The 16,967-nt window shown below is 62.9% G+C and carries 13 protein-coding genes; 4 read left to right on the top strand and 9 right to left on the bottom strand.

Features of this window, described 5'->3' with window-relative positions:
• Nucleotides 1-103: 103 nt before the first annotated feature.
• The 5 genes from GT019_RS09885 to GT019_RS09865 form a co-directional block, all read right to left on the bottom strand.
• Nucleotides 104-616, bottom strand: a complete 513-nt coding sequence (locus GT019_RS09885; RefSeq protein ID WP_161742989.1) for a hypothetical protein — start codon at nt 614-616, stop codon at nt 104-106.
• A gap of 84 nt (nt 617-700) precedes the next feature.
• On the bottom strand, nt 701-1,390 hold the full coding sequence (locus GT019_RS09880) for a response regulator transcription factor (protein WP_161742988.1): 690 nt from the start codon (nt 1,388-1,390) through the stop codon (nt 701-703).
• Nucleotides 1,387-2,904, bottom strand: a complete 1,518-nt coding sequence (locus GT019_RS09875; RefSeq protein WP_235947574.1) for a sensor histidine kinase — start codon at nt 2,902-2,904, stop codon at nt 1,387-1,389. Before GT019_RS09875 ends, GT019_RS09880 begins: the two co-directional genes overlap by 4 nt.
• Before the next feature lie 289 nt (nt 2,905-3,193).
• Complete coding sequence (locus tag GT019_RS09870; RefSeq protein WP_161742987.1) at nt 3,194-3,964, bottom strand: DODA-type extradiol aromatic ring-opening family dioxygenase; 771 nt, start codon at nt 3,962-3,964, stop codon at nt 3,194-3,196.
• Nucleotides 3,961-4,629, bottom strand: a complete 669-nt coding sequence (locus GT019_RS09865; protein ID WP_161742986.1) for an alpha/beta hydrolase — start codon at nt 4,627-4,629, stop codon at nt 3,961-3,963. Before GT019_RS09865 ends, GT019_RS09870 begins: the two co-directional genes overlap by 4 nt.
• 162 nt (nt 4,630-4,791) lie before the next feature.
• Here GT019_RS09865 and GT019_RS09860 point away from each other — a divergent pair, with 162 nt between their 5' ends.
• Nucleotides 4,792-5,352, top strand: coding sequence for a helix-turn-helix domain-containing protein (locus GT019_RS09860; protein WP_161742985.1), 561 nt, complete (start codon nt 4,792-4,794; stop codon nt 5,350-5,352).
• Nucleotides 5,353-5,547: 195 nt separating this feature from the next.
• Here GT019_RS09860 and GT019_RS09855 read toward each other — a convergent pair whose 3' ends face one another.
• Complete coding sequence (locus GT019_RS09855; protein WP_161742984.1) at nt 5,548-6,828, bottom strand: MDR family MFS transporter; 1,281 nt, start codon at nt 6,826-6,828, stop codon at nt 5,548-5,550.
• 220 nt (nt 6,829-7,048) lie between these two features.
• Between GT019_RS09855 and GT019_RS09850 the strand changes: the two genes are divergently transcribed.
• Nucleotides 7,049-7,834, top strand: coding sequence for a polysaccharide deacetylase family protein (locus GT019_RS09850; RefSeq protein ID WP_161742983.1), 786 nt, complete (start codon nt 7,049-7,051; stop codon nt 7,832-7,834).
• Nucleotides 7,835-7,932: 98 nt separating this feature from the next.
• On the opposite strand, the gene GT019_RS09845 is transcribed toward GT019_RS09850, so the two are convergent.
• The 3 genes from GT019_RS09845 to GT019_RS09835 form a co-directional block, all read right to left on the bottom strand.
• The gene (locus GT019_RS09845) at nt 7,933-8,454 is read right to left on the bottom strand and encodes a copper amine oxidase N-terminal domain-containing protein (protein WP_161742982.1); all 522 of its coding nucleotides are present in this window, start codon (nt 8,452-8,454) and stop codon (nt 7,933-7,935) included.
• A gap of 580 nt (nt 8,455-9,034) precedes the next feature.
• Entirely contained in the window at nt 9,035-12,190 is a 3,156-nt protein-coding gene (locus GT019_RS09840; protein WP_161742981.1) for a DEAD/DEAH box helicase, read from the bottom strand.
• On the bottom strand, nt 12,187-13,947 hold the full coding sequence (locus GT019_RS09835) for an SWIM zinc finger family protein (protein WP_161742980.1): 1,761 nt from the start codon (nt 13,945-13,947) through the stop codon (nt 12,187-12,189). Before GT019_RS09835 ends, GT019_RS09840 begins: the two co-directional genes overlap by 4 nt.
• A 1,154-nt stretch (nt 13,948-15,101) precedes the next feature.
• On the opposite strand from GT019_RS09835, the gene rnhA reads away from it, so the two are divergent.
• Together rnhA and GT019_RS09825 are read left to right on the top strand one after the other, a co-directional pair.
• Entirely contained in the window at nt 15,102-15,776 is a 675-nt protein-coding gene (rnhA, locus tag GT019_RS09830; protein WP_161742979.1) for a ribonuclease H, read from the top strand.
• Between the two features lie 418 nt (nt 15,777-16,194).
• Complete coding sequence (locus GT019_RS09825) at nt 16,195-16,509, top strand: thioredoxin family protein (protein WP_161742978.1); 315 nt, start codon at nt 16,195-16,197, stop codon at nt 16,507-16,509.
• Nucleotides 16,510-16,967: the final 458 nt, after the last annotated feature.

Here is a 16,967-nt window from a genome sequence, read left to right as displayed (position 1 = left end):
TGGAGGCGCTGTTTCACCTCGAAGGCCTGCAATGAAGCATAAGCCAGTTCGGGACGCGCGCCGAATACGGCAAGCGCGCCGAACTGCCTTTTTCGCGCGCGGATCAACGGGCTCCGCGAGGCTTGACCTTCCCGCCCGGCTTCCATACGGACAAAATGAACATCAGGACCAAGGAGATCGTTTGCAGCAGGATCCCGATCCACAGCCACGTGTGGTTCACCGTGAATCCCGGCTCCGCCCACGGGTTCAAGGCGGGAGACGCCGACCGCCGAACGCCGCGAAGCGTCCATTCGTAGAGCCCGACGAAGCCGATGACGATGGTCAGCAGCGTGAGCGCTTCTTTGGCGATCAGCCAATAATAGCGGAATAATCCCCATGAGGTGAGCACCGACAGCAGGATGCCGGTGACGGTCGTGCCGATCGTCGATGCGCGCACGCTGCTGTCCGCCAGCAGATGCATGACGTAATAGCAGATGTGCAGCGTGGCCGCGCTGTCCGTCGTCGAAGCCGTCAGGGCCAGGATGATGAACGTCGCTTGGCCGCCGAGCATGATGGACGCGAAGATCAGATGGAGCAGCAGCAGCACGCGCCGCTGACGCAGGTTGATTTTGTTCATGGCGATACGCCCTCCCGGTAATGGTGCTGACTTGCGGTATAAACGGATAAGCCGAGGAACGGCCGGTGAAACGAAGAGCGACGGCTAAAGGTTGAAGCGGTAGCCGACGCCCCAGACCGTCTCCACGTACTTGGGCTTGGACGGATCGCGTTCGATCTTCTCCCGCAGCTTGCCGATATGGACCGTCACCGTCGCATAATCGCCGAGCGCGTTCATGCCCCAGAGACGTTCGAACAGCTCTTCCTTGCGGAAGACGCGGTTCGGATTCATCGCGAGGAAGAACAGCAGCTCGTATTCCTTGGCCGTAAACGCCGCCTCGTCCCCGTTCACGAACACGCGTCGGGCCTGCCGGTCGATGCGGATGCCATGCAGCTGCAGCTCGTCCCGCCGCCATTCGCCGCTGCCGACGAGCCGGTCGTAGCGCGCCAGATGCGCCTTCACCCGGGCGACCAGCTCCCCGAGTCCGAAGGGCTTCAGGATATAATCGTCCGCTCCGAAGCCGAAGCCGCGAATTTTATCGATCTCTTCTTTCTTCGCGGAGACGATCAGGATCGGCACGTTGCCGGCGTCCCGGACCCGCCGGCAGATCTCGTACCCGTCCATCCCGGGCAGCATGAGATCCAGCAGGATCAGATCGTACCGGTCGCGCAAGGCCATCTCCAGCCCGATCTCGCCCCGGTCCGCGACGTCGGCCTCGAAGCCGCTTGCCCGCAAGTAGTCGCGCTGGACTTCGGCGATGACGGGGTCGTCCTCGATGATCAAGATGCGTTTCATGACCGTCCTCCTCTCTGTTCGTTCGCTGCTTCTTCATCCCCGGCGGGGAGCCGGATCACGATCGAGGTGCCTTGAACCGGCGCGCGGAGCGCCTGCACGGTCCCGCCGTGCTCCTCGACGATCTGCTTCACGATGGCGAGCCCCAAGCCGCTGCTGCCGTCATCCGAACGCCGGGCGGGCTCAGCGCGAAAGAAACGGTCGAAAACATGGGGCAGGGCGTCTTCCGGAATGCCCGATCCGTTGTCCGTTATTCGCAGGGCGATTGAGCCTGTCGAGCCCGTATCCGGTGCAAGCAGCTCGAAGCGCAGCATCCGCGGTTCGCGTTCCATATGCTTCAGGCTGTTGTCGACGACGTTCAGGACGGCCCGGTGCAGCTTCTCGCGGTCGGCTTGAACGTAGAGCGGGCGGGCAGCGGCGTTATCGTAATCGAGGCGGACGCCGTTCATGCGCGGATCGAGCCGCAGCTCCTCGACCGCCTCGCGCATATACGCCGCGATGTCGAGCCGCTCGAAGCGGAAGGGCAGCCTGCCGATATCGAGCGTCGAGTAGAGCAGCAGATCTTCGATCATCCGGTTCATGCCGGCGGTCTTGCCGAGGATCATCGTGACGTATTTCTGCCGCTGCTCCTCGGTGTCGGCGATGCCGTCCCGCAGGCATTCCGCGCAGCCCTGAATGGCGGTGATGGGCGTTTTGAGATCATGGGAGATGCTGGCCAGCATCTCCTTGCGGTTCCGTTCCAGCTGGAGTCCCGCGTCGATGGAATCCTTGAGGCGAACGCGCATCTCTTCGAAAGCCGAACCCAGCTGCCCGATCTCGTCCTGCCGCCGCAGCCGGACGGGCCGGTCCAGCTCGCCCACGCGGATCTGCCCGGCAGCTGCTTTGAGCGCGTACAGCGGCTTGACGATGCTGCGCGAGACGAGGTACGTCAGCACGCCGTTCGTGAGCGTCAGCGCGCCGAGCAGCGCGAGCAGCACGGCCGGCACGAATTTGCGGAAGAACCGCGCGACCGGTTCCATGTCCGACGCGATGATCAAGGTGCCGGCACTGCCGTCCGGAGCCGTGTAGGCGATGCTGTCCATGCTCGTGCCGCCGGGCTTGCGCGGCGGCCAGCCGCCGGAATCGCCGCCGCTCTCCCGTTGCAGCCGGCTCAAGACGCCGGCCGCGTCCAGACCGGGGGAGACGTAAGCCGCCGAATCGCCCGCGAGCACCACGATGCCGGCGTCGGCTTTCGCCAGCGCCGTTTCCGTTTCGGAGAGGAACGCCGGATCGCTTAGCAGGCGCGGGTCATGCTTGGCGACGAACCGCAGGCCGGATGCCAGCTCGTTGCGCCCGCCGAACAGGTCGCGGAGGGCGGTGAAGGACGCGGAAAGGTGCTGCGCCGGGCTGCCGCCTTCTCCGGGCGCGATGTCGCGCATATAGATGCCCGCCGCCGTCATGACGGCAAGCCCGAACAGCGCGACGGGAATGACGATCATCGCGATGTAAGAGAAGAGCAATTTCGTTCGGATGGACATGGGCGAAGCTCCTTTCCCTCCCATTGTAGCCGCTGCCGCTAAACAAACTCTAAACCAATTCGAAAAAAAGCATAAACTCTTCGCCGCGAGCCGAATTCGGTCTGAAGACGATGCTAGGACCGTGTCCGGCCGGTTGAAGCCGTGGCAGCGCGAAAGTCTCCATTATGCTCAAAAACCCGCAATCCGGCCGGATTGCGGGTTTTGTCCGATTATCGCGCTCCGGCATCGCTGCCGGAGGGTTATTAACTATCGCATAAATGTGTCCCGAGTCTTGCGGGGGGAGCCATATTCAATCGAATTGCCAGCAGCTGAGACTCAGACTGCCGAGCTGGTAGCTGCGGTGTAGCAGCTTCGCCTCGCGGTTGCGGCTGCCGGCGCCCATCGCGATGAGCAGCGGGATGAAGTGCTCGTTCGTCGGCACCGCATCCTGGGCGTAGGGCGCCTGATTGCGGTAATCGAACAGCGCTTCGGTGTCCCAGGCTTCGAGCTTGCCTTGCAGCCAGCGGTCGAATTCCTCGGCCCAGGCGTCGGCTTCGCCCGCGCGCCAATTCAACCGCCGCAGGTTGTGGACGGTGCCGCCGCTGCCGATAACGAGCACGTCCTGCTCCCTTAATTCCGCGAGCGCGCTGCCGATCCGGTACTGCTCCTCGTTGGTCAAGTGCCGGTTGACGGACATGGCCACGACCGGAATATCCGCATCGGGATAGAGGAGCTTGAGCACCGCCCAAGCGCCGTGGTCCAGTCCGCGCGCGCCGTCGAAGCCGCTCGGAATGCCGTGCTTCGCAAGCAAGGCTTGAATGTTTTCGCTAAGCTTACGGTCACCAACCGCCGGATAAGTTATGCGGTAGAGCTCTTCCTGAAAGCCCGAAAAGTCGTAAATCGTCTCGTGCGCGTCGACGGCGCCGATCGTCTGCTCCGTTCGTTCCCAGTGGGCGGAGAACAGCACGATCGCTTTCGGCCGGGCGATGCCGCCCGCGAAGCCCGCGAGAAAATCCGTGTACGCATGCCGCTCAAGCACAAGCGAAGGCGCGCCGTGCGCGAAGAAATAAGCCGGTATCATGTCCATCGCTCCTCATTCGTCGAATAGAAGGCATCCTGCAGCAGCCATTCGGTATAATCCCGTTGGTTCTCGGGCGGGACGCCGTGGTCGGCCGGGTATGTTTTGAACGTCAGGCGGGAGGTGAGGCCTTGGAAATACGCCGCATTGTCACGGCCGATGCCGACCGGGAACACCGAATCGAATTCGCCGTGGGAAATGAAGACCGATACGTCCTGCACGCTCCGAAGCGGGTATTCGGCCTTGACGAATTCCGGCACGTAGCCGTTCAGCGCCACGATGCCCTTCAATCGGTCGCCCATCGTCAGCGCGAGCGACATGGCCAATATCGCGCCCTGGCTGAAGCCGAGCAGATAACGTCTGCCCGGGTCGATCGGATACGCCTCCGAAGCCGCGCCGATGAACGCCGCCAATTCCCGCATCGCCTCGTCGAACTGCTCCCGGATCGGGTTGCCGATGCTCTTGAGGTCGTAATATTGGTAGCCGCTGCCGAGCGTCCGGTTGCCGCGAATGCCGACGATGATGAACGCCTCCGATAGCGCCGACGCCAAGCCGAACATGTTCCGCTCGTTCGAGCCTTTGCCGTGCAGCGTGAAGATCACGGGATACCGCTGACCCGCTGCGAGCCGAGGCGGCAGATGAACGTCGTAATGGAATGCCGATTCCATGGCGATTCCGCTCCTTTCGGGAATGTTGTTCGATAATATTAGTAATAGAAAAATAAAATCTATATGACTAATTTAACGTTAGGCGACTGGCATGTCAATCGATTTATTGTTAATATGAATTTAACTTTTGTATGACAAATATTTTCGAGGGGATGAACGCGCATGGATATCGGCACGGCCATCCGGGCGATCCGGAAGCGCAAGAACGTCACCATCGCTCAGATCTGCGAAGATACGGGGTTGTCCCAAGGCTTCATGAGCCAGGTCGAGACGAACAAGACGTCCCCGTCCATCGCGACGCTGGAAAACATCGCGAAGGCGCTTAAGGTTCCGCTGGCCTATCTGCTGCTGCAAAAGGAAGATCGCATGCAGATCGTCCGCCGGGCAGACCGGAAAGTCACGACGAGCGGACCGGAACGGCTCAAGGTCGAGCATCTGAGCGCCGCGAAGAACATGCGGATGATGCTGGTCGAGATGCCGCCGGGCGGATCGACGGGCGAGACGCCCCGCGCGCACGAGGGCGAAGAGGTGCATCTCGTCATCAAGGGCAGGATCTACGCCGAGCAGGGGGAAGACGCGGCCGAGTTCGGGGAAGGCGACTCCTTCAGCTGGAACGCCTGCACGCCGCATCTCGTGCGGAATATCGGGGAAGAGACGGCGGTCGTGCTCATCGCCATCTACACGGAGACCGAGCAGGCGGAGCCGTATCTCGAACTCATGTAAGGAACGGACAGTCCAGTCAGGAACGGACAGTCCAGTCAGGAGCGGACAGTCCATACGCCTGGAAAGGCCCCGCAATCGCGAAGATTGCGGGGCTTTCATGCTTTCGTCCCCGGACGAAGCGCAAAAAGACAGCCCGGAGCAAAATGCTCCGGGCTGCCTCGAAATTGCAATCGGCAGGCTCCGCCCGCAAGGTCGTCAGGCGGTCTTCGGCTGCTTCGGCGGCTCTTCCAGCCGATTGAACATGGCGTGGTAGATCGCTGCCGAGAGCACGGCCAGCAAGGCGAGCAGCGCGAACGTCCACTTGAACCCGATCCAGCCCGTCATCGGAATGGAAATCGGGGCGATGGTGCGGCCGAGCGTGAAGCGCAGGCTGGCGGCCGCGAAATACTGCGCGCGCATCTCCTCCGGCGCCAGCCGCGCGACGAAGGCCTGCTGCGGTCCGGCGGACATGAGCTCGGCCAGCGTGAAGACCGCGACCGCGGACGTAAAGCCCCAGAACGTGGACATGTTGCTGAACATGATCATGCCGACGGCATAGAAGAGCGCGCCGCCGATGAACACGAGCCGGTCCCGGTACATCGTCATCCATTTGGTGACGACGACCGTGAAGATCGCGACGAACAGCCCGTTCTCCGAGACGACGAGGCCGAACAGCTGCTGGCCCGTCAGCGTCAGGTCCCAGTCGCGGAAGGAGAACAGCGTCGAGTGCGGGACCGTTTCCTTCAAGAATACCGGGAACAGCAGGTCGAGCTGCATGAATGTCTGCGCGAGCAGCACGCCCGCGATGCTGAAGAGCAGGAACACGCGGTCCGTGGCGATGACCCGGTAATCGCGCAGCTGCGCGGCGATGGCGCCGTACCAAGGCGCGCCGGCCTCGGTCCGGAGCCGGTCCGCGACGTAGGACGGACGCGTCTCGCCCAGCCGGCGGCTCATGACGAGGGCGATGAAGGCGCAGATGACGGCCGCCGCGGCAAGCACCGCGTACGGATTGTCTTCATATAAGAGCGAGCCGAGCAGCGGCCCGACGACGACGGCCATGTTCGAAGCGGTATAGAAGATGGCGAAGACGCCGGATTGATGCTTGGCGTCGACGACGTCCGCGACCATCGCCTGGCTGGCCGGCCAGTACAAGGCGCCGAAGAAGCTGGCCAGGCTGAAGCCGACGAAGCTCGCGACCGGCATGTCCAGCCATGGCGAAGCCGCGCAGGCGAACAGCGCGTAGCCGAAGGATTGACCGCTCGCCGCGAACACCATCATCCGCTTGCGGCCGAAGCGGTCCGCGCAGTAGCCGCCGATCAGGTTGCCGAGCACGGAGAGCAGCTGGGACAGCACGAGGAGCGTCCCCGTCCAGCCCTTGCCGAACGCTTTGGTAAAATAAATGGACAAGAACGGAAAAAACGTCCAGAAGATCACGTTAAACGCGGTTTCTCCGCCGAGGCGGATTTTCAAATTCGTATCCCAATCTCTGATTCGCATGCGCAACTTCCTCTAGGTGTAAGGTTTCCTGGTTAAGGGCCCTCCCATTATACACGTTCGCTCCCGGCGGGGGAACAGGCCTTCGTCTCTCTGCCGCGTCACCGCGAGCGGAGGCCAGCCTGAGGCATGCAGCCTAGGAATCATGTAACAGTAGCTCCTATCCGGCGAATTGGCGTATGATAGAGCTACGAAGAAGGTTATGTCAGCGGGGGATTGCGCGATGAGAAAACGAAGGATTCTGATATCGGCCGCCATGCTGCTGTTCATGGTCGCGTCGCTGTTTTTCGCGGTCGGCCAGCTGCTGGAGTTCAAGCGGACGGTCGCTTTTGCTTCGGCCGATGCGTCCGAAGCGCGTATACCGGTGTTATGCTATCATTCCATTGCGGATCATGGAGAAGGCAACGAATACGTCGTCTCGCCGGAGCGGTTCCGCGAGGAGATGCGGTGGCTGCACGACAAGGGCTTTCGCAGCATCAGCCTGCAGGAATTCGGAACGATCCTTTCGGGCAAGGAGCCTTCCGACGGCAAGGAAGTGCTCATTACCTTCGACGACGGCTACAGGAACAACTACAGCGCCGCGCTGCCCGTGCTGAAGGAATACGGCTTCCAGGCGACGGAGTTCCTGGTCACGAACTGGGTCGGCGGACCGGATTACCTGACATGGGACCAGATCAAGGCGATGCAAGGGGCGGGTTGGGACATCATGGCGCATACGCGCACGCATCCGTACTTGCCGCTTCATCCGGCGAAGGCGCAGCGCGACGAGATCGCCGGCTCCAAAGCCGCGATCGAGCAAAACCTCGGCACCCCGGTGACGGCCATCGCCTATCCGTACGGGCTGCGCAGCGAGGAGACGATGCGGCTCGTCAAGCAGAGCGGCTACCGTTACGCCTTTACGTTCGACGACGGCTGGACCTCGTCCGCGCAGGATCCGTATCTATTGAAGCGATTGTTCATCTCGGGCGATCAGAGCCTCACGGATTTCGAGCGCAAATTGGCGCGCTGATACGGGCAGTTTGCCCAAAAGCATCGCTGAACATGAAGAGGCCGCCCGGGCGAACCCGGGCGGCCTCTCTTTATGCGGTTCTATCGCGATACCGCGCGTTATTGACTCATCATCTTCGTCAGCGTGACCGACCAGTCCAACGTGCTGTAATCCACGTCCCAGCCCAGCTGCTTCGCAAGAACGCGAAGCGGAACCATGACGCGGCCGTCGTCGTTCATGATGACCTTCGAACCGAGGGCGATGCTGGCCCCGTTCACGTCCATCGCTTCCCTGCCCAGCCAGATCTTCATGGCGTCGTCCCCGGCCCACACCACGGTCGCGCCGGACGCGGCGTCCCAGGAGACTTTCGCGCCGACGCCCTCGCCCAACGCGCGCACCGGCACGTACACGTTGCCGCGCCAGAGCATCGGCGTCGTGTCCATGGCCGACACGCTGCCGTTATAGCTGAGCATGGGATCGTTCACTTTCAGCTTGATCGTGCACAGCGTAAGAGAATCGGAAGGCATCGTCTCGGCATACGCCGTCGCTGACGGCGTCGGCGCCGAATCGGCGTTCGCGATCGCGGGGGGCAGCAGGGACAAGCCAAGCACGGCAGGAAGGATCAACTTTTTCGTTTTCAATTACGTCACGCTCCTTGGATAAGGGATGGGTCAAGCGCATTGCAGAATTGGAATGGATTGCGAGCGCAATGTTGGACCACGCGAGGCAATGAAACTTCTAAGCTGAAGATTGATCCAAATCGCCTATGGGCATGGCGAAAAGCGGGTACTGCGAACTTGTCCGCCATGTAATAGGATGTTACCCAGGCCGATTTGGCATGAATCAACGGGACGAATCCGCGAGATCGACGCAGCAAAAAAAGGATGGCGGCGGCCATCCTTGCGGCTGAATCGCGAAGCGGTCGTCATCATGCCGGCGGTCGTTAATGTCGTCGATCTTTCATGCAGGAAGTTTTTCATGAGGTAAGTCATTCATGCAGGAAATCGTTCATGTCCGGCGGCATTAATGTTTATTGAAATTTTCGCTAAAGGGATCACTCGCAAGCGCCGGCCGGTCCTCCGCGAGCCATTGGCGAGACACGTTGCTGCCGCCGCGAAGCACGAAGCGAGGGACGACCTCGTGCCGGAAACAGCGTGCCGGCCAAGGCGGAGGCAGGCTGCCCGGAGACAGCCGCCAGCCCGCCCCGGGCGAGCTTCCGCATCAGTCGGACCATTCCCGCCGCAGCGTGAACAGATCCCGCAAGGCATCCGTCGACAGCTCCGTGATCCAGCCCTCCGAGCTCGTGATGACGTCGTCGCTCAACTGCTGCTTGCTCTCCAGCATCTCGTCGATGCGCTCCTCCAGCGTGCCGAGCGAGATGAACTTGTGCACCTGCACGTCGCGCGTCTGGCCCATCCGGTACGCGCGGTCCGTCGCCTGGTTCTCGACGGCGGGGTTCCACCACCGATCGAAGTGGAAGACGTGGTTGGCCGCGGTCAGGTTGAGGCCGACGCCGCCGGCTTTGATGGACAGGATGAAAATGTTCGGCTGTACGCCCGGGGGCAGCTCGCGCGATTGGAATTCGTCGATCATCCGGTCGCGCGCCGTCTTGGACGTGCCGCCGTGCAGGTACAGCACGTTTTCCCCCAGCTCCTGCTTCAGCACCCGCTGCAAGATTTGGCCCATGCCGATGTATTGGGTGAAAATCAAGCAGCGCTCGCCTTCGTCCCGCAGTTCTTTGACCAGGTCGAGCAGCCGTTCCAGCTTGGCGGAGCGGCTGATGAGCGCGGCCGATTCGGCGGCGGCCTCGTCCGCGTCCTCGGGGAGCGGCACGGCTTCCTTGGTCAGCAGCACGGGATGGTCGCACAGCTGCTTGAGCTGGGTGAGCGCGGCGAGAATCGCGCCCTTGCGCTGAATGCCCTCCAGCTTCTTCACCTGGTCCATGAGCTCGCCGACGGTCTGCTCGTACAGCGCGCTCTGCTCGCCGGTGAGGTGGATGTACGTCTTCATCTCGTTCTTGTCCGGCAGATCCAGCATGATCGCGGGATCCTTCTTCTTGCGGCGGAGCATGAACGGCTTCACGAGCCGCTGCAGCTCCTGCGTGCGCTTCTCGTCGCGTTCCCGTTCGATCGCCTGGCTGAACTGTTCGCCGAAGGCGCGGGCGCTGCCGAGATAGCCCGGATTGATAAAATCGTAAATCGACCACAGCTCCGACAGCCGGTTCTCGATCGGCGTGCCCGTCAGCGCGATGCGATGCTTCGCCGGAAAGCCGCGAACCGCCATGGATTGCTTCGTTCCGGCGTTCTTGATGTTCTGCGCCTCGTCGAGGCAGATCGCCGACCACGTGCAGCGGCTCAGATTCTCTTGATCCAGCGTGGCCGTCGCATACGACGTCAGCACGAGATCGGCTTCCGCCGCGGCCTCGTAGAAGGCATCGCCGCCGAGCCGCTTGCTGCCGTAGTGCAGCAGGATGCGAAGCGACGGGGCGAAGCGCCGCACTTCTTTCTGCCAATTGCCGAGCACGGAGGTCGGGCAGATCAGCAGCGAAGGGCGGCGCTCGCCGCTCGCGGCGGCTCCCTCGGAGACATGGAGCAGGTAGGTGATGAATTGAATCGTTTTGCCGAGCCCCATGTCGTCGGCCAAGCAGGCGCCGAGCCCGAAGCGGCGCAGGAACGCGAGCCAGGAGAAGCCGTCGCGCTGGTAGCTCCGCAGCTCCGCCTGCAGCGAAGCGGGGACGTCGACCGACGGCCACTCCGTCTGCTGGGTCAGCTGCTCGATCAGCTTCGTCAGATGGGCGTTCAGCTCGACCTCCACGCGGACGTCGGCGTCCGCCTCGTCGTCCGCTTGCTCCGGCTCGCCGTCCTTGCGGGCCGCATTCGGCACGAAAACGCCCTTGTTGCTGAGCAGATGCAGCTGGAGCACGTCCTGGAAGGAGAGTCCCTTGCGCGGATCCACGCCCGCCATCGCTTTGCGGATCTGCGCCAGCAGGATGGGATCGAGCGGCACCCATTGGCCGCGGAATTGGACGAGCCGCTCGCCGCGGGCGACCAGCTCCTTGAATTCCTCCTCGCTCAGCTCGGTCTCGCCGATGGAGACCCGCCAGTCGAAGTCGATGAGCGAATCGAGGCCGAAGAACGATTGGCCGCCGCCCGCCCGTTCGCCTTCGCCGGCGCCGGGGCGGATCTTCGCGCGCAGGCGCGGCTTCTTGCGGCTCGCCTCTTCCCACCAGGCGGGCAGCAGGACCTGCCAGCCGGCGGCCAGCAGGCGCTGGCTGTCCGCGGTCAGGAACTGCCACGCGGCGTCGTCGGTCAGCGGGCCGTTCAGGATGTCCGTGCCGCTGCCGGCCAGCCGGTCCGGCGGCAGGCTCGCCTGCAGGTGCGCGAGCCAAGCGGCGGAACGCTCGCGCACCTGCGGCGTCCAGCCGGAGGGCCATGTTCCGAAGGCTTCGCCGTCCATGGCCAGCCGAACCGGCGCGAGCTTCGCCGGCTCGAGCTTGTCCTGCAGCAGCAGCGTCAGACGCCAGCCTTGTTCGGCGTCCTCCGGCTCCGTCAGCTGCAGGAGCGGCCGGAACGGCAGGGTGTCGGCCTTCCAGCCGGCGGCGACGAGCCAGGCGCGCTCGTCCAGGCCGGCGGTCGCCGCGGCGCGGTCGCGCGCGAAGAGCAGCGGGAAGTCGCGCCGAAGATCCCCGGCGGTCGCTTCCGTCGCGTAGTGGCGCTGGAACGCGGCCGCGGAGAAAGCCGCCCGAAGGCCCGCCGCGAAACCGGCGGCCGTTTCATGCGCGGCCGCGTCGCCGGCAGCCCAATCTTCCCCGTCGTCGAAGACGGTCGCGTCGCGATTCTCACCGGTCGGTGAAGGCGAGGCAGCGCCAAGCTGCCCGCGGCGATTGCTTGCGGCGCCGCTGAACCGGCCGCCGTCCTCGACTTCGCCGCTCTCGCTTTGCCTCAGCCCGCGCAAGGTTCTTCGCGTCTTCGAATCCAGCGCTTCCGCGTCCCAGATCCAACGGAGCTTGCCGGCTTTGAACGCCTCGAAGCTCGGGACGTATTTTCGCTCGGCGATGCAGGCCTCGAGCGCCGGGGCGACGTCGGCCAGCACCGCGGCGTCGCCTTCCCAGCGCCATTCGATATGCGCCAGCAGGTTGCGGGCCGCGAAGAACGGCACGACCATCTCCGCCGGCAGCACGACGAGCTCCAGCTCGTCCTGCAGCTTCTCGAGCTCCAGCTCCGTCCCGAAGAAGGACGGCTCGTGCCAGGCGAACAGCCGCTGCTTGACCTGTAGCCCGGACACGTAGCCTGAGGAGGGAATCGCCCCGTAGATCAAGGCGTCGCCATGCTCCGTCAAGCTCACTTGTATGGTCATCGTTTCCGTGTAGGCGCTCATGACAGCAGGCCTCCTTTGCGAAGTTCTTCCTGCAAGGCGCGAAGCCGGCTGTTGCGGCTGGCGAAGGCGGAGAGGAACTGCGCCCAGCGCTCCTCGCGCTTCAAGCGCACGTACAGCTTGGCCAGCCGCTTCAGCAGCTTTACCGCCGCCTTGTAGCCGTCGCGGTTCTTCTGCAGCACGTAGCGCTCCACCGCCTGATGGTAGAAAGGCAGCAGCAGCTCCGGCGCCTCCTTCTCGATCGGCTTGAACACGGCGACGCGGAACGAGAGCGGATCCTGCCCGCTGCTCATCTGGTAATCCATCCACCGCTCCCATTTGCCGTGCGCGGTCAGCGCTTCTTCATAGATCACGCGGGAGAAAGGCAGCATCGCCGCCAGCGTGTCCCACATCGAAGCTTCCGCTTCCGGCAGCCGCTCCACGACGGCGGTCCAATAATCGCCGTACGGCGCCAAGTCCTCGCCGCGGAAGCCGGCGAGCAGCGGCCCGGTCGCGGCCAGCCAACCGCGCAGCCGCTCCCACTGCTCCGCGCGGCCGATGACATCGAGCAGCGGCATCAGGGGCCCGGGGCCGAGCATTAGTTTGCCGCCTCCGGCCGCGAGCAGCGACCATGCTTCCTTGTCCCGCTCGAGGTAAATCAGCAGCAGGCATTGCGCCAGCGTCCACGGCAGCAGGGACAACGCTTTGCCCAGCTCCTGCTCGGCGGCGCGCAGCTTTCGCAGCTCTTCCTCGTACAGCGCTTCGCTGCCGGCCGAAGCCGGCGCGAGCCAATGCAGCCAAAGCGAGGCGTGCAGCGCCGCGAAGCAATTCAGCGTCTTGTCCTCGGTCAGCATGCGTTCCCGCAGAAAATCCGCCGTTTCCAGCAGCCGTCCCCAATAGGCCGACGCCTCGGAGCCGAGCGCGAGCCGCTCCTCCAGCAGCGTGCGCGCGCTGCCGATCAGGCTTTCCATGGCATTCTGCGTATGGAAGCCCATGAAGAAGCCGGATTGCCGCCAATCCGCCTGGGCCGGCTTGACCATCCGTTCCAGCACGAAGCAGAGGGCATGGAGGCTGAACAGCTGCTCCAGCGCATAGGGCAGCTCGGGCCGCATCGCGTGCAGGTCGGCCAGCAAATCATTGGCCTCCTGCGCCGTGCGAACGTTCAGATGAAGCGGCCCCCTGCGCTGCTGGAACCGTTCATGCCAGTTCGCGACGGGGAGCTCCGACAGGTCCTGTTCGGTAAATGCCGGCCGGAGGGGCCGGGACGACGTCGGCGGGGCGCTTCTGCCCGTTCCCGGCGCATCCGCCCAAGGCAGTGCGTCCGTGCCCGTGCCCGACGCGCCGGAACGGACGCCGTCGGCCGCTCCGCGTCCCGGCGTATCCGTGCCGTCGTTCCTCCCGCTGCCGCTCGCGTTCGAACTCGCCGCCGTTTTGTCCCCGCTTGTCCGCAAGGCGCTGCGCGCGTTGACGATCGCCTGAATCGGCCGCCCGCACAGCTCCGCGTAGCGCAGCAGCGCGGCGACCATATGCTGGCAGCCGCGGTCGAGCGGACAGGTGCACGTGCTGTCGCCCAGCTCGTCCAGGCGCACGGCAACCTCGCAAACGCGGTTGTCTTTGACCCGCGCGTGCGCGTAACCGTCGTCCCGGAGCTCCAGCTCCTCGACGCGTCCTTGTTTATAGTATTGAAAGCCACGCATGATCGTCAGTTCATCGAATTGCGCGGCGACGCCCTCGAGCAGCGTCCGCCATTGCGCGTCATCCAGCTTGTAATCCGTATCCATTCTCCATTGACTCCCGGTCATGTATTCGCGTTGCCGCATAAACGTCGCCCTCTATTATACCAGTTCTTCCTGTCCGGGAGCCGAACGCCGCCCTAATTTTCGGCGTTGCTTGGCGGAAGTGTGCCGTTTTGAGAGGTTGCGCTGTCGCGGGCGCGGGGAGAATTGAGGTTGAATAATTGCGATGCCGCCGCTTGCCTCGCGCAAAAGTTCAGGTCTTACGAGTACCGTATCGATGGAAGGTGCCTGTTCGCGCACGAGTTTGCTCCGTAGTGGGTGCATGGACATTTCGGGCTGACCATTCTCGGCGATGCTGGTTGTCCGAAGCAAGATCCGGTTCCTGCGATTCCCGTATAGCCGCCATACCGCGGTTTGTTTTCTCAACCGATCCGGTTCGGCTAGCCGAGGCCAGGCGGCAGATTTCTGACGCGCGCTTGGAGGAATCCTCGGCCGTGCCGTCGAATCGGTCAAGGAGTTGTCCGCCGGACTGCCTGTCCGGTCCGGACAGGCATGGAATCGCGCAATTCGTTCTGCCAGATAAGCGCGGGAGCAGCCGCATGCCGAGCGAAATCCCGCCTAGACTTGGAAGCTGCGTCCATGTCACGTTTCCGCGGACGGATTGCTGCAATCGAGCAGGGTTGAAATGGGGAGTTTCCGTTGGGTTGCTGCAATCGAGCAGGGTTGTATGAGAGCTTTCGGTGGATGGCTGCAATCGAGCAGGATTGAATGGGAGCTTCCGGTGCATTGCTGCAATCGAGCAGGATTGAATGGGAGCTTCCGGTGGATGGCCGCAATCGAGCAGGATTGAATGGGAGCTTCCGGTGGATTGCTGCAATCGAGTAAGCTCGAACCGTGGAATCTCCCGGCGGAATAATGTAATTGTGCAGCAATTTACCTCTGAATCACGCTTGAAGGCACGGATTGTTGCAAAAGTACAGTAATATCGCTTAAAACTGGCGATTACGCGTTAAACCGGCGACAATTGCTGCATGATCGCAGCAATTGCCATGCAGACTGTTTACAGCGGGAGGAATACTGTATATTTGCAGGAAATACTTATCGCGTTCCATGGAGCCGAGGGTCCGAACGCAAACGGGGAAGACGAATCAGGATCAGCGGAACGAAGCGCGTAACGATAAACAGAAGAAGGTGCGGGAATGGCGAAGCAAAAATTTTACGTGGTCTGGGTCGGCCGCCAGCCGGGCGTGTATACGAGCTGGGGCGAATGCCAGGAGCAGATCAATAAATTCGACGACGCGAAGTTCAAATCCTACGAAAGCCGGGCCGAAGCGGACGAAGCCTACCGGGGCGGCTGGAAAAAATATTGGGGCCAAGGCGGCAGCGGCGCCAAAGCCGGCGCGGGCACGGCCAAGAGCGGTGCGCCGTTCCGCCGGAAAACGGCGGGGACCGACGCGGAGCCGGGCGAGATCGACTACGACAGCATTTCCGTCGACGTCGGCACGAGCGGCAATCCCGGACCGGTGGAATACAAGGGCGTGGACACGCAGACGGGAGAGGTGATTTTCGCGGTCGGTCCCGTCAAGAAAGGCACGAACAACCTCGGCGAATTTCTCGCCATCGTGCACGCGCTGGCGTACCTGAAGCAGCAGGGCAGCACCAAGACCGTATACAGCGATTCCGTCAACGCGCTCAAATGGGTGAAGCAGAAAGCGGTGTCCTCGACGCTTCCGCGCGACGCGTCGACGGCGGAGATCTGGGGCATGGTGGACCGCGCGGTGCGCTGGCTCCAGACCAACGCGTACAGCAACAAGGTGCTGAAATGGCAGACGAAGCAGTGGGGCGAGATCAAGGCGGATTACGGACGGAAGTAAGCCTTCGGCCGCGCGCGGTAAGGGCGCTCGCCCTCCCTCCCTCTCGCAAAGCTGAATTTGCACGCGGACCTATGCGGGCCGGGAGTAATAGGATGCTGAGTGCGATCGTATCGCGGCGGTCGGCAGTTGGGTGGTTCTTCCCTGCAAATTCCCCGTTTGAATCCGATCGGTCGATTCGGTAGGCGCGTTGTCGCGCGAGGCTTGACCGTCGACGTGCGTCCGAGCACCGCGTGCCGCGATCCCACCGAGGCGATGAAGCAGCATTTTATTAGACAGGGCAGTCCGACATGTAGCGATTCACGCATTAACGACCGCCTCAAACCGAGCCAGCCTTCGCAAACGAAGCGAAAAGGCCTATAATGGTCCTATCGTTTCGTCCCGCGGAACGAGAGTTCAAGACGGGAAGGCGGCGACCGCAATGGCGATCGAAGAACAATCGGAGCGGGAATGGCTGAGCCGGGACAAGGCGCCGCGCGAAGCGGTGTTCTTTTTCACGCCGCTTTGCGGAACCTGCAAAATCGGGCTGCGCATGCTGGAGATCGCCCAAGCGGCAGGAGCCGCGGTTCCGATCTCCAAAATCAACATCAACTTCGCCCCTAACCTGCGCGACGAATGGCGGATCGCCAGCGTTCCGGCGCTCGTGCTCGTACAGGACGGCGAACCGGCGCAAACCGAATACGCCATGCAGTCCGTGGACACGCTCTATCGGCTGCTAAAAACGTTCGCTTCGTGAAGACGGAGCGAACGTTTTTTATTTCCGCGACGGCTATGCCGGGCGAAGGCCCGGGCCAATGGAGCGGGCGATCGGGAGCGACTTTGGTCCGGAGGACCACGGGAGCGCCCATGGCAAACACCGAAGCCCCCTCGAAGCCCAGCCCGCAAAAAACGCTGCAAGCGAAGGTGTTACGATTGGGAGCGCCTTTGGACCGGAGGACCACGGGAGCGCCCAACGCAAACACCGGAGCCCCGCTTGAAGCCCAGCCCACAAAAAACGCTGCAAGCGAAGGTGTTGCGATTGGGAGCGACTTTGGTCCGGAGGACCACGGGAGCGCCCAACGCAAACACCGGAGCCCCGCTCGAAGCCCAGCCCGCAAAAAACGCTGCAAGCGAAGGCGTTGCGATTGGGAGCGACTTTGGTCCGGAGGACCACGGGAGCGCCCAACGCAAACACCGGAGCCCCGCTCGAAGCCC

The organism is Paenibacillus glycinis (genome assembly GCF_009909185.1).
In the GTDB taxonomy this organism is placed as follows: Bacteria; Bacillota; Bacilli; order Paenibacillales; family Paenibacillaceae; genus Paenibacillus_Z; species Paenibacillus_Z glycinis.
This window is presented reverse-complemented; position numbering and strand designations above follow the sequence as displayed.